The sequence below is a fragment of the Butyrivibrio sp. YAB3001 genome (genome assembly GCF_900112195.1).
In the GTDB taxonomy this organism is placed as follows: domain Bacteria; phylum Bacillota; class Clostridia; order Lachnospirales; family Lachnospiraceae; genus Butyrivibrio.
In genome coordinates, this window is the sequence record NZ_FOKR01000020.1 from 56,798 (window position 1) to 70,062 (window position 13,265).

15 protein-coding genes and 1 pseudogene are annotated in these 13,265 nt (G+C 38.0%); all 16 read left to right on the top strand.

Features of this window, described 5'->3' with window-relative positions; translation table 11 throughout:
* Positions 1 to 71: 71 nt before the first annotated feature.
* Positions 72 to 1,514: an ATP-binding protein gene (locus BM086_RS16900; protein ID WP_175560345.1), complete on the top strand. Its 1,443-nt coding sequence runs from the start codon at positions 72 to 74 to the stop codon at positions 1,512 to 1,514.
* A gap of 146 nt (positions 1,515 to 1,660) precedes the next feature.
* Positions 1,661 to 1,972, top strand: a pseudogene (gene rhuM, locus BM086_RS16905) (RhuM family protein); the annotation flags it as partial.
* Between the two features lie 163 nt (positions 1,973 to 2,135).
* Positions 2,136 to 3,077 (top strand): helix-turn-helix domain-containing protein, encoded by a 942-nt coding sequence (locus tag BM086_RS16910; RefSeq protein WP_092329878.1) that lies wholly within the window; start codon positions 2,136 to 2,138, stop codon positions 3,075 to 3,077.
* A 154-nt stretch (positions 3,078 to 3,231) separates the two neighbouring features.
* Positions 3,232 to 3,873 (top strand): class I SAM-dependent methyltransferase, encoded by a 642-nt coding sequence (locus BM086_RS16915; protein ID WP_092329880.1) that lies wholly within the window; start codon positions 3,232 to 3,234, stop codon positions 3,871 to 3,873.
* Positions 3,874 to 3,946: 73 nt separating this feature from the next.
* Positions 3,947 to 4,528 (top strand): hypothetical protein, encoded by a 582-nt coding sequence (locus BM086_RS16920; RefSeq protein ID WP_141107772.1) that lies wholly within the window; start codon positions 3,947 to 3,949, stop codon positions 4,526 to 4,528.
* Positions 4,529 to 4,540: 12 nt separating this feature from the next.
* Positions 4,541 to 5,542, top strand: a complete 1,002-nt coding sequence (locus BM086_RS16925; protein ID WP_092329884.1) for a hypothetical protein — start codon at positions 4,541 to 4,543, stop codon at positions 5,540 to 5,542.
* 116 nt (positions 5,543 to 5,658) lie between these two features.
* Positions 5,659 to 6,102 (top strand): helix-turn-helix domain-containing protein, encoded by a 444-nt coding sequence (locus BM086_RS16930; protein WP_092329885.1) that lies wholly within the window; start codon positions 5,659 to 5,661, stop codon positions 6,100 to 6,102.
* 91 nt (positions 6,103 to 6,193) lie between these two features.
* Positions 6,194 to 6,607 carry a GNAT family N-acetyltransferase gene (locus BM086_RS16935; RefSeq protein WP_071176469.1) on the top strand — a complete coding sequence of 138 codons (414 nt, stop codon included), beginning with the start codon at positions 6,194 to 6,196 and terminating at the stop codon, positions 6,605 to 6,607.
* A complete protein-coding gene (locus BM086_RS16940; protein WP_092329886.1) occupies positions 6,604 to 7,047 on the top strand; it encodes a GNAT family N-acetyltransferase in 444 nt (147 codons plus the stop codon). The genes BM086_RS16935 and BM086_RS16940 overlap by 4 nt, the downstream gene beginning before the upstream one ends.
* A gap of 73 nt (positions 7,048 to 7,120) precedes the next feature.
* Complete coding sequence (locus BM086_RS16945) at positions 7,121 to 7,558, top strand: hypothetical protein (RefSeq protein ID WP_092329887.1); 438 nt, start codon at positions 7,121 to 7,123, stop codon at positions 7,556 to 7,558.
* Positions 7,559 to 7,606: 48 nt separating this feature from the next.
* On the top strand, positions 7,607 to 7,999 hold the full coding sequence (locus BM086_RS16950) for a hypothetical protein (RefSeq protein WP_092329888.1): 393 nt from the start codon (positions 7,607 to 7,609) through the stop codon (positions 7,997 to 7,999).
* Between the two features lie 224 nt (positions 8,000 to 8,223).
* A complete protein-coding gene (locus BM086_RS16955) occupies positions 8,224 to 10,302 on the top strand; it encodes a hypothetical protein (protein WP_092329889.1) in 2,079 nt (692 codons plus the stop codon).
* A gap of 28 nt (positions 10,303 to 10,330) precedes the next feature.
* Positions 10,331 to 11,518, top strand: a complete 1,188-nt coding sequence (locus BM086_RS16960; RefSeq protein ID WP_092329890.1) for an RCC1 domain-containing protein — start codon at positions 10,331 to 10,333, stop codon at positions 11,516 to 11,518.
* Positions 11,519 to 11,723: 205 nt separating this feature from the next.
* Positions 11,724 to 11,987, top strand: coding sequence for a hypothetical protein (locus tag BM086_RS20615; protein ID WP_141107773.1), 264 nt, complete (start codon positions 11,724 to 11,726; stop codon positions 11,985 to 11,987).
* 156 nt (positions 11,988 to 12,143) lie between these two features.
* Positions 12,144 to 12,506 carry a BlaI/MecI/CopY family transcriptional regulator gene (locus tag BM086_RS16970; protein ID WP_092329904.1) on the top strand — a complete coding sequence of 121 codons (363 nt, stop codon included), beginning with the start codon at positions 12,144 to 12,146 and terminating at the stop codon, positions 12,504 to 12,506.
* On the top strand, positions 12,503 to 13,265 hold a 763-nt coding region (locus BM086_RS16975), incomplete at its 3' end, for a M56 family metallopeptidase (RefSeq protein WP_304528462.1). The genes BM086_RS16970 and BM086_RS16975, both read left to right, overlap by 4 nt.

A 13,265-nucleotide genomic window follows, 5' to 3' on the forward strand; every position in this document is an offset into this window, starting at 1 on the left:
ATTATATTTCTCCACCAAGTTGGTGGAGAATCCATGTTGGATGACATGATTGAAACAGAGGAGATTTACCTATGGTATCTAAAGAGTACTTTGGAGAAAATAAAGAAGTAGAATTTAAGCAGGAAATCCCATCTAAACATGAGAAGTTTTTAAAGGATATTATTGCTTTTGCTAACACGAGTGGTGGGAAAAGTATAATTGGAATTGTTGATGAGACAAAAGAGGTTGTAGGTATTGGGGATCAGAGTCCGTTTAAGCTCTCTGATTCAATTTCATCGATGATATCAGATTCGTGTACACCGCTTATTGAGACCGACATTTATCCCCAATCAGTGGAAGGCAAGACAGTTCTTGTTGTTGAGGTCTTTCCGGGAAAACACAGGCCATACTATTTGGCAAATAAAACCAAAGAAGACACTTCATATGTAAGGGTTAACGGAACCAGCAGACCGGCAGATTCTGTTACATTAAAAGAACTTGAGCTTGAAGGAGCAAACCTTTCATATGACTCAATGCAGGAAATTGGCGTTGAATTTGATGAAAATAAGGCTCTCGAGTTATGCCGTGTAGTAAAGGAAATTGCTTTATCAAATTGCGAAACAGAGGATGAGAAGTTAGCTGTCAAAGACATGACCATAGGCAAGCTTGAGGATATGGGGTTACTCTGTAGGAGTGGGAGGAACTTAGCACCTACACATGCATTTTCTTTGATGACAGATAATCACTCTCGTTTTGCTAAGATACAGTGTGCCCTGTTTAAAGGCAATGATAGAGATATTTTTATAGATAAAAAAGAGTTTGAAGGTCCTATTTACGAGCAGTTATCTGACGCATTTCAGTTTATCCTGAAACATATTAACATCGGTGCAGAAGTTGATGGCCTTTACAGTAAAAACGTATATGAGCTTCCAATAAAGTCAATAAGAGAGTTAGTAGCTAATGCTGTTATTCATCGAAGTTATTTAGCAGAATCCAAGATACAGGTTTCTATTTTTGACGATAGAATTGAGGTTGTATCACCTGGAATGCTTTATGGCGGAATGGATATTGCGACCATGAAAACCGGAAGATCCAAATGCAGAAATCAAGCAATCGCCGATATTTTCCAATACATGCACATAGTTGAAGCATGGGGAACCGGTATTCCAAGAGTTATCACATCATGCAAGCAGTATGGCCTGCAAGAGCCTGTTTTTGAAGAATTCGGTGATGGAATTAAGGCTACCGTTTATAGATTGCAAGCGACAAAAGCAAGCGACAAGCGACAAAAGCAAGCGACAAGCGACAAAAACAAGCGGCAAGCGGAAAAAATAATCGGAAAAGATAAAACTGCTGAAAACAAAGAAGTGATAGTTGCGTATATTACTGCCCAGGGAAATGCAAAGACATCAGAGATTGCCGAGCATATCGGACTTAGCCAGCCAAGAGTTAGGGCTATACTATCTGAGCTTGCAGCAGAAGGGATTGTTGAAGCTGAAGGAGAAAGCCGGGCACGGTACTACAAAATACGATAAGTTTTGCAAAAAAAGTCCGATGACATCGGACTAATTATAAATAATCAATGAAAAGAAAAACAAACGAGCAAGAAAGATTAAAGAATTACAGGAACGATATGACCAGCTTGATCAGAATATAGACGAATAATGATGGAGTAGCTAAGAATTATCTTACTGAAGATGAATTAAAAATTCTTACGAGAATAGTAACTGCATACCTTGATTTTGCCGAAAGTATGGCTCTTAGAAACATTCCTATGACAATGGCAGACTGGGAAATAAGATTAGATGGATTTCTAACACTTATGGATCACGAAGTATTAAAAGATAAAGGCAGGATAAGTGCAGAAGAGGCAAAGCTTCATGCGGAAACCGAATTTGAAAAGTATAGGATTATACAAGATCGTCTCTTCCAAAGTGATTTTGATAAGTTTATAGAATTGGAAGGAACAGCAAAGGAAATAGAAGGTACTTAAAATAAAAGTTGAAGCAGAGGGCTTGGCCCAGTAAATTACTGGACTTTCAGTTATTCGAAAATTTCGAATAACTGAAAATGGCTCAACAGAGTGGAATCTATAAGATTGTAAGACGGTTGGATAACTGGCAGATCCTTTTTTAGCAACTAAGGACAATTATTGTATGAAAGAACGATTCTTAGGGGAAATAATAAAACAGCGACGTCAGGAACTGGGAATAACGCAGGCAGAGCTATGCGAAGGCATCTGTGAGCCACCAACACTGTCACGCATAGAGAATAAAAAGCAGACACCTACTCGCAATGTATTAAATGCGTTGTTACAACGGCTCGGTATCAGCGATGACAGGTTCTATGCGGCATTAACAGCAGAAGAACTAAGGATAAATGAGCTGTGCAAAGAGATTACGTCTAATAATGTTAACTATGAAAAGGCAGTGGCTTGCAAGAAGGAAGATATCCGAAAGGAAACACTGGAACTACATAATGAACTTAGGAAATTGATGGATCCAAATGATAAGGACATGGAACAGTTTATTGTTCGATCCAGGGTTCTGCTTGGAGGAGAGAACGGAAACTATTCTCCTGATGAAAAGATAAAGCTTCTTACCGGTGCGTTGAAATTAACTCATCAATCTTTTAACGCTGATAATATAGAAACAGGATTGTTTACATTTGATGAGATAAAGATGATCAATCAGATTGCGATGGCATATTCTGAAAAGGGTGACAGCGAATATGCTATCTCTATATGGGAAAAACTCTTATCCAATATCAATATCAGATTTGAACAGATTGTTCCGTCAAGAACTTCTAAAGAGTTAGTTCTTTACGCTATAGCAAGAGAATACCTGATTATTGGCGATTATAAAAAGGCATTAGTACATGCGCGTGAGGGTCAGGATATTGCTGTGAGTTACGGGATTTATCGGCATTTACCGGGGAATACCATTATAATGGCAGAATGCGAACATCAACTTGGAAACGATGCAAGAGGAAAAGAACTATTTACCGAAGCTCTTTATCTGGCAAGAGTGATTGTTGATAAGAGCAACGAAGTTGTCGCTTCTGATGCGCTAAAAGAATATTATGGCATTGATTTATGATGATGAAGTACATGTTTTGTAAAATTACATACAACGACATGTACTTTTTTATTTCGCTTTCATATACTTGTAGAGTAGCTTTTGGCTATTCTTATATGGCTACGATTGATTAAGAATATGAATAAATGACATAAACGGAATTGATGCAGAAAAGATGATGAGCGATAAAAGCTTTTGGGAAAAATGCTGGGGCAAAGAAAACAGCGATACGTTGCTTCCGTATCTGGAAAAATATAACAACATTAAAGCTGATGAAATCAGTCTTTTTCAAAAGGATAATATAACTACAGTATGCGATGCAGCTTGCGGGTTTGGAGCATACACTTTGGCATTAGCGTCAAATGGCTTTTCGGTAAAGGCTTTTGATATATCAGAAAATGCGGCAGAAATCACCAATGAGGGCTTAAAACATTTTGGTTATGATATAGACGTCAAAGTAGCCAGCATCTTACAGACCGGATATGCTGATGCAGAATTTGATGGTGTATTTGCTCATTCTGTGCTGGATCATATGACCTATGAAGATGCAAAAAAAGGATTTGCCGAACTTTGCAGGATAACCCGTCTAGGTGGTCTGATTTTAGTTTCTTTTGATGAACTTGATAATGATGACCTAGCACTGGAACATGAAAATCTACAAGATGGATGCATTAGCTTTATGGGGGATTCTGCTAAAAGCGGTATGATTCTTCATCCATATGATGATATATGGGTTAAAGAGCTACTATTTGGAAAAGAAATACTTTATGAAGCTGTAAATAGCAAAGATGAGCATGTGTATGTGGTTAGGAACTGACGATTAATACTATAAAAAGATTCCTAAAGAAAGGCTAAACATTAAGGATATGTACATTTTAGAAAAAGAGCTTTTGAACCAAATAGATTCAATTGCTAAAGAAGTAAAAGAAAAAACAAATAACGTAGTTAATTACGAAGAGTATATAGCAATCCCATATTTTGGTAACATTATTCTGCGTTTTACTCTTGATAAAGCGGATGTCTCTTTGGATGAGCTTGATTCCTATGAAAAAATGATTTATGAGGTTGTCTGCAATGATTTTCTAATTGATTTCATGGGAGATGTTTATAAGAAGGTTGGAGTAGACTTCTCAAAGCTTGATGATAAGCTCAATAAGTTTTCCCATAGATACAAAGATGAACCTGCATATGAGCAGGCATCGTACGCAGCTGAAATCAGGAAAGATGCAGAATATCTTTTGGCTAAGGCAGGCCTTGATACAGATCAATCTGTGTGGGAAATACAGGTTGATGAAGATGAGCTTATCGTTCTGATAATGGGAGAAGAACATAAGAAAATTGCTGAGTTTGAAGGAAAACCTAATATCTGCGTCGCAGAGGTACCTTCTAATCAGTGTCTGGGACTGTATAAGGCGACTTTATATGCGAAGAGGAATCAAATATCTTTAGCGCGATTATTAGTCGAAGGATAGGATGATAGTAAGATGAAAACAGAATCAATTATGATACAGAACCTCTGTGTTCCTTGTGGCTGCAGGTGCAGATACTGCCTATTATCATGGGATGGTAAGCCTGTTGGGGTATCATGGGAGCAGGGGATAGAATTTGGTAAAAGATTCATAACTGAAGCAAAAGAACTAAGGCCGGACTTGTCATACACATATGCATTTGGCTATTCAATGGAGCATCCACATTTACAGGAGGCAATAGAGTTTCTTAAGGAGATCGGAAGCCCACAGGCAGAACTTCTTCAATGTGATGGAATGAAGATCAGAGATGAAAAGTCTTGTCGAGAGTTTACTGCTATGCTTGCAGACGAAGGCGTAAGGCTACTCAATTTTACCTTTTATGGACTGCAGGAGTATCACAATAGCTTTGCCGGTCGACCAAGAGATTTCGAAGGAATGCTCAGAATGATAAGGGCAGCAACAGAATCTGGGCTTGAAGTCAGTGCTGGAATACCTATAACTTCTGAGAATGTAAATCAGGTTGATGAGCTTATAAGCATACTGAATGAGAACTCATGTCAAAAGGTATCAGTTTTTATCCCACATGAAGAGGGGAGGGGCAAGTCTTTAGCTCCTGTGAGATTAAGAGAAAAGGACTTAGACAGACTATCTGACAAGTCAAGAGCTCTTTTGAATAGAAAGACATATCGTACAGAGCGAGAGTGGATTACTGCTTCGGACTATGAGGATGAGACAAAGAGACTGCTTATTGTGTCACTGACTCCTGATAGCATCGAGCATTATAAGGATATGAGCGTATCAGAGATAATTGCTGAGATCGAAAACCTTGACGATGAGTATTACAATACATTCCCGAGCTTTGCTGAGCTTGCCAAAATATATGGCGATGTTAATAGCGATAAACTCTACAGACAGCGTGATCTTTTTTACCATTACAGGCAGCTATATGCCGAAGAACATGCAATTAAGATATACGATGTGAGTGATGAACGCCAGTCTGGGAGCAGAAGATATTAGAAATTTGCTTTGCGCAACCTGAAGTTGCATGATATGGCACCTGAAATATATGGTAAATATAGATGTTGTTGTGTAATACTATATGTATCAAAAGCATTGTGGAGGGTGTTGATATTATGGGATTTGCAGATGAATTACAAAAAGCCAGAAAAGATAAGAATATTTCGCAGGAAGAGCTTGCAGAAATGCTTGGTGTCAGCAGGCAGTCAGTTTCAAAATGGGAGCGAAGTGAGGGCTATCCTGAAGTTGAAACACTTATAGCTATTGCAAAGAATCTTCATTTGTCACTGGATAGTCTTATGCATGATGAGCTGGCTCAAATCTCAGATTTTGAGGAACTTTCAACACTCGATGCAGATATATATGGGCCGAAGCTTAAGACTGTAGCCATAGACACCGTTGTAAAAGCATGTATGGGTACTTCGCCAACAAACTTTGAATGGATAGCTGGTTTCTTCCCGGAGATAAACTTTAATGATGAGTTTGCCCGAATAGGAAGAACAAGAATCCAGGATGTTGAAGATGCGCAAAAAGAATTGCTGAAGGCAATTAACGTTTAAGAAAACGGTAGTGCAATATATTTGACTACCAGCCTTTTTAATTGTGACAAAATAAATACCAAACATTAAATGATCAGTTGGGAGAATTGGAATGCTAACATATTGTAATAATCTATCGGTAAAGGATTACTGTGATCTTCGGACATCTGTTGGCTGGCCGTTCATCAGCGATGATCAGGCGCAGTCTGGATTGGACAACTCAGATTTTATTATTTCCTGTGTGGATGAAGGGAAAACTGTTGGCTGCGCAAGGATATTTTGGGATAAGGGTTATATAGCTTACCTTGCGGATGTAATTGTAAATCCGGAATATCAGGGGCAGGGTATCGGCAAGAAAATGGTGCAGGAATGTATCAAGTATATTGATAACCAGCTCAAGGAAGGCTGGCGTATAAAGATAGTTATTGTGGCATCAAAAGGAAAAGAGGCGTTTTACGAGAAGCTTGGCTTCAAGGCCCGTCCAAATGACAATGATGGCCCAGGAATGGATATGTGGAGAGAATGACAGAGCGAATCATTGATGAAGAATTAAAACTGATTCCATATTACAGGAATGACGAGGCTTCACTTCCTTGGTATCAGGATTTGGATGTATGTAAGCAGGTAGATAACAGAGATGAACCATATGATTTAGATCTTTTACATGCTATGTATGATTATCTAAGCTCTCATGGGGATTGCTACTACATAGAATATAAGGGGACATTGGTAGGGGATGTTTCGTTAAGAGACAATGCAGAAGTCGCTATTGTAGTGTGCAAAGAATACCAGAATCAGCACATTGGAAGACGATGCGTTGAAGATATGCTTAATCTTGCTAAAGAAAAGGGTATGGATACTGTTAAGGCAAATATCTATTCCTTTAATGAGCAGAGTAGGCGAATGTTTGAGGCTGTTGGATTCAAAAAGATAGATGAAGAATGGTACGAATACCAAAGCAGATAATTGGAGTATGTTAGCAAGTATTAAATTCCAGTTTTAACGAACGAAGAATCAAAGCAAAGTGTGGAGGCTGTCTATGAAGGAGAAACCGAAGGTGGTATACCACGGAAGCCAGTATTTATTTGACATCCTGATGCCGCGACAGGCGAACGGACAATGTGAGACTGAAGCCAAAATGGGGATTTACGCGGCAGCAACGATGGAGGAAGTAATTCCTTTTGCACTGCCGTTTCGCTTCTACCCGGACTGTCCTGAGGGAAAATTATCATTTGATTCTGACGGGATCAAAAGCTACCTGCGCTACGGGGCCATTAATCCAAACGGAAAAGGCTATGTATATGTTCTGTCGTCGGATTCCTTTGAACTTGTCGATGAATGGGAATGGCTTTCCAGAACACCGGTAAAGCCAATTAAGGTGATTGAGATTGCTGTCAAGGATTATTGGCATACGATTTCATTTTCCGAGGAGGCAGCAAGAATTCAGCGGGAGTTGTACGGCGATATCTCCGGATAAAAACCTTTGAATTCCAGGATAACAAATTATTGGGGGATCAATAATTTGATGGCAGAGATTATTTTTTCAGATTTTTATAGAACAATTTTATTATGCATATTGTCTGTTTGCATTGCATTTTTAACGAGAAATGCTACTAAAGGAAAAAGAGCATTAGCATTGTTAGGGTATGAGGCTATTATGCTTATGCCGTTCCTTTGGATATTAGTTGTAGGAATGGTTTTCACAGACTTTAATGATAAATCAATGATAGATATAGTTTTGTGGGAATTGAAATGGATTCTTTATTTTACATTGATCACTATATTTCAGTTTCTTGCATATTGGTTACTATGGAAAAAATGTAAAGTTTATAAGGTTTTGACATTGCTAGTGAGCGTTATTATTGTTGTGGCTCTATTGTATATATTTGGTTTGCAAAAGATGATGTATTATGTGTAGTTAAGATGCCTATAGCAGATTAAATACGAAGATGATGCAGACAGTGAACTTTAGAAGAAACTGTTTAGAAAGAACTGGAAAAAGCATATTAACAGAGCCATTTGGGAGCGAAAAATGCTTCCATATGGCTTTTCTACATTTTGTTTCCCTATTACAATATAAGAGTATGAAAAAAGGAGAATCCAGATTCTACTTGGGGAAATGGAATCTGAACAGTGACTTATATGAGAAAGAAATTAGTTGGGACAATTCTTATTGGCATGCTTATTATTTCTGCATGCTCTTTTTCCAATTCAAATATAAATGAAACAGAAGAAGCGGGGGCTACTACGGACGAAATATCAGATAAAGAAGCTGCTCCTGATAGCTCAAGCGAAGAAGTTATTGATGATACGGATTCTATAGGTGCATACGAAAGCCTTTGGACTACATTCGGAGTCAGTGAAGAAACAATCTATGATTACGGTGGAATGGTATTTTATTGCAAGGAATTTAGTGATAAGCATCTTTCCGGAAAGTTAGTTAATGTTGATTCGGGTTCTCAAAAAACGGCAGAAATACAATTTGATGATATTGCTGTTGATGAAAATCGAGCTAGGTTCTTTTTTGAGGATGAATGGGGCAATACTGGGAAAATGATTGTTTCTAAATCTGAAATAGTCATGCATATAACTGTCGATGATTTTGTGTTATCTGCTAATAGTCCATGCGAATTTAACATGGATTCTGGTTATTCACTGGTAAAAGTAAGCAATGTAGATATAAGTAGCGAAAGAACTAAAGCGATTCAAGCTGCAAAAAAGGAGCCGGTAAGTATTCCTGAATTTATTAGGTATGAGGATAAGGATACCATTACGGGAAGTGGTGTTGATGGAGAAGAAATGTCTTTTGAAAAAGATCTTTCTCTTGCATATTTGTCAGATAAAAGTGAAGAACAGTTTCAGGCACTAGCTGAAGAAATCGCACTAGTAGCGGATGAAAAAAGAGCTTATATCAAAGAAGATGAAGATGGTTTCAAAAAGGAAATACAGGAAATTATTGATGGAACATGGCAAATAGAGCATGCTGATGAAATAGGCGTTGTTGGATATCCTGAGAGGACTGTTCATGAAAGGACAGATTATTTACAGAGAGTAGATTCTGAGTATGTAAGTATCCTTTCAGTTGAGGATGATTATAGGGGGCAGTTGAGTGTTTCTGCATATTATGAAACTTACAACTATAATGTCCATACTGGAGAAAATATCAAGATTTCTGATGTGATACCGGACAAAGAGGCATTAAGATACTATCTTGTTAGAGAGCTTTTGCTCATGGAAAAGGAGTATAATTATAGCTTTTATCCAACCTTAAGCAAAATAGATGAATACATTGGTTATGATTATGATGGTATAGTCGAAGATAAGTACTCCAGAGGTTTTATATGGTATTTGGATAGTATTGGTGTGACTATTATTCTCAATCCTTATGATGTAGATAGAAATTCAGTTTGGATAACGATACCATACTCAAGTAAACTTGTTTCTGATAATTATCTTCCTTTTGAAGGACTGGAAATCACTTCGGAATTTGATGATGACCATCAGCGATGGAATAAGCATATTGAGCTTGGCAGAGATATTGAATACTATCTTCCGGTGCTCTCTGAAGATGAAGACGTCAACAATCTTTTTATTCAAGTTATGAAAACACTTGAGTCTACTGGGTATATGCCAAATGGTCAGTACTGTTACGGACGAGAAGAACAAGATTATGCATGGGAGAAGGACATATCTTATCCTGATTCAGTTGCTGTTTGTGATGTTACTGGCGATGGAAAAGATGAGCTTCTTATTACAATCAATGGAGGATATACGTCTACTATCTCTCAATGGGTTTTCTCATATAATGAAGAAAAGAAAGAGTTTGAAAAAATGTTTGAAACATTTTCTACAGAATTCTTTGAAGGCGGAATAGTAAAATGTGCGTATTCTCATGGCGGGGTGTATGAGGATAATTTTTGGCCTTATGACTTGTACAAATATAACAGCGAAACGAATAGCTATGATTTTATCGCATCTGTAAATTCACATCAGCTCCTTCATGATTACGAAACAGGAGAACTTGATGATGAACTAAACAAAGATTTTCCCTATGAAGAAGATAAGGACAAGGATGGAAAAGTCTATGATATCAGCATCGATGGTCAGGTTATTTGGATGGATAATGCTGAATTTGAGGCATGGCAAGCTGGCTATATAGAAGAAAGCAAGAGGATATGCCCTGACTGGTATAAAATAGCTAAGACAGCGGTGATTCACTGATGAAACAAGATCTAATGGAAGGTGACTTATGAGTATTGAAGATAAAGATATGAGTGAAATTATTGAAAGTGATTTTGATGAGGCTGACAAGAACAATTGGATAGTCTGGGTATTTACCATTCTGTGCATTGCTATTGGAGCGTCTGTGCTTATTAAGTTTATTCCTACCATTATTGCCTCTGATGATGCTGTTATTGCAGAACCTGTGGAAGATGTCGTTGAGTTTCCTGTTTACTATGTAGAAAACATGGATGGACTCCGTCTTGATGATACCGATTTTGACATAACAAACTACTATTTTCGAAATGAGTATGAGTATAATCACTATTATATTGATGATGATAATGTACTTTGGGGTGTGGGGGATAACAGTGAAGGACAGCTTGGCATCGGGAATCGCTCATCTTATGAAGGCACACCGCAGAAAATGGCAGAGAATGTTATCCATGTTGATGGTGCGGCCTTCTTTGTGATTTATCTTACTGAAAACGGTGAATTATATGGAGCCGGGGCAAACCAAAATGGATTGATGGGACTAGAGAATCCGTATGGAAAAGAATGGATTTATTATGATGATATTGTTGCAGCAACTCCTGTATTGCTTATGTCCGACGTTAAATATGCCAGAGCAAGCCAAAGCGGAATCGTTGCCCTTAAAGATGATGGTTCAGTCTGGTGGTGGGGGCAAATTAGGACTACATCTGCAAAGCATCCTGACGACACAATTGGGTGCAGCTACTCGGATCCTACGAAAATGCTTGATGATGCAATCTATGTTACCTGCGGTTCTTTCAGCATGGCTGCCATCAAAGAGGACGGTACATTGTGGACCTGGGGCAACAACACCTTTGGAAGCTGCGGATATGACAGTAAGAATCAGGATTTCATAGAAGAGCCGGTAAAGGTATTGGATGATGTGAAAATGGTTTGGATGGATGAAGTCAGATTTGAAAAAGCTAAGCCATATGCTGAGAGTGAAAGTGCCGCCGAAGGAAATGATGATTATACATATGTTACCTTTGCGGAGAAAAAAGACGGCTCATTATATGCTTGCGGCAAGTATGTGGAGGGCGAAGGAAGTAAGATCTGGGATTTCAAATTATATGGAGATACATTAAGAACTCCTGAGGAATATATGGATGATGGACTTCATGAGCCGGTAGAGCTCGTGTATTCCGACAGATTTCAAAGGATACAGTTCAAAGAAAAGGATTGAGCTAATGAAAGTAAATAAAAGCATTATTCCATCAATAATATATGGCTTATTACTACTGATATTGGCTCTTCGGGGATGGTTTACCAGATCTATGATATTAGCCTTTTTTGTAAATCCGCTAATCCTGTTAATTGCTGTATTTTGGTTCATTTGCACCTGTATTGTCGGATTCATCGCGAGTAGTTTAGCGCATAACAGGCCAGTAATGAGAGTGCTGTATGCTCTCGCAACAGCAATTCTGATCGCAGTAGCCGTTATGATATCTTCAGTATCATATGACACCCATTTTTACAGAATCTTTCGTGTGAATTATATATTTGATGTGATAAGAGATTATCCTTATTGGATTATAGTAGGAGCACATTTTCTAATGTTTTGGCTTGGCGAAGAGGTAGGGAATGGTTGCAGGAAAGAATGTGATGCGGCTAATGTAGCCAAAGAAGAGGCTCATTTGGAAATAAAGAGTTGAATATTTATTCGCTTTTTTATGTAAAATGGGCGGTTTTTGGATGGCACAGAAAAAGCGCATCGTCGTTTATATTCGAAAAAATATGTTTGACATTCTGGTCTAGTTAGACTAGACTATAAATGTAGTTTAGTCTAACTAGACCAGGAGGAAAAGGGTATGGAACTTGAACTTGGGGCAATTCAACTTAAGTTTGCAGAGCTTGTGTGGGAAAATGAACCTATACCATCAGGGGAGTTGGTAAAGCTTTGTGAGACAAGATTTATGTGGAAAAAATCAACCACATATACTGTAATAAAAACATTATGTGAAAAGGGACTTATTCAGAATAACAATGGAATAGTCTCATCTATTATTTCTAGAGAGCAGTTTTATTCTGCAAAGAGTGAAAAGTTCGTTGACGATACTTTTCAGGGGTCTTTACCAGCATTCATTGCAGCATTTACCACAAATAAAAAATTAACAACAAAAGACATTGACGAAATTCAAAAGATGATTGATCAGGCAAAGGAGGGAAAATGATGGATACCATATTCTTGACGCTCCTAAGCTTATGCTTGCCTGCAAGTATTCTGATCATAATAGCTATCCTTTTCAGATTTGTATTTAAGAAGGCGCCCAAATGGCTTATGGGGGTAATGTGGACTATTGTAGCACTGCGACTTATTATTCCATTTCAGGTTGAATCATCTATAGGCTTTTTACCCAATATCGGGAATAGATTAGAGGCTTTCTTTATTGGCAATAATGAATCTGACAGCATTGTTTATGTAGTTGAGGACAATAATGAGTTCTTTAGCAGTGAGATTATTACTCATGAGTATACTCCGAATGCGGTAGCTCCTAATGAACCAGATGATGTTGTGCATGATTATCTGCCAAATGAGACGATTACTGTTACCCCAAACAATAATGATATTCCTGAAGTTGTAACAGGGCGAAGGGAAATGATGATCCGGCTTCAGATGATATGGCTGTTTGGTGTACTGGTAATGCTTGCGTATGCAGTGTTCAGTTATGTCTCAATAAGGAAGAAGATAAGAACATCCATTAAACTGAACTCATATGATAATGTCTTTGAATGTGATGAGATAAGTACACCATTTATACTTGGAATTTTCAAACCAACTATTTATATCCCTTCAGGCCTTGATGAAAATACTGTAAAAAATGTTCTTGCGCATGAGAATTCACATATTAAAAGGCTTGATCACATTAGAAAGCAGCTGGGATTTTTACTTCTTGCAGTGTATTGGTTCAATCCATTGGTGTGGATTGCTT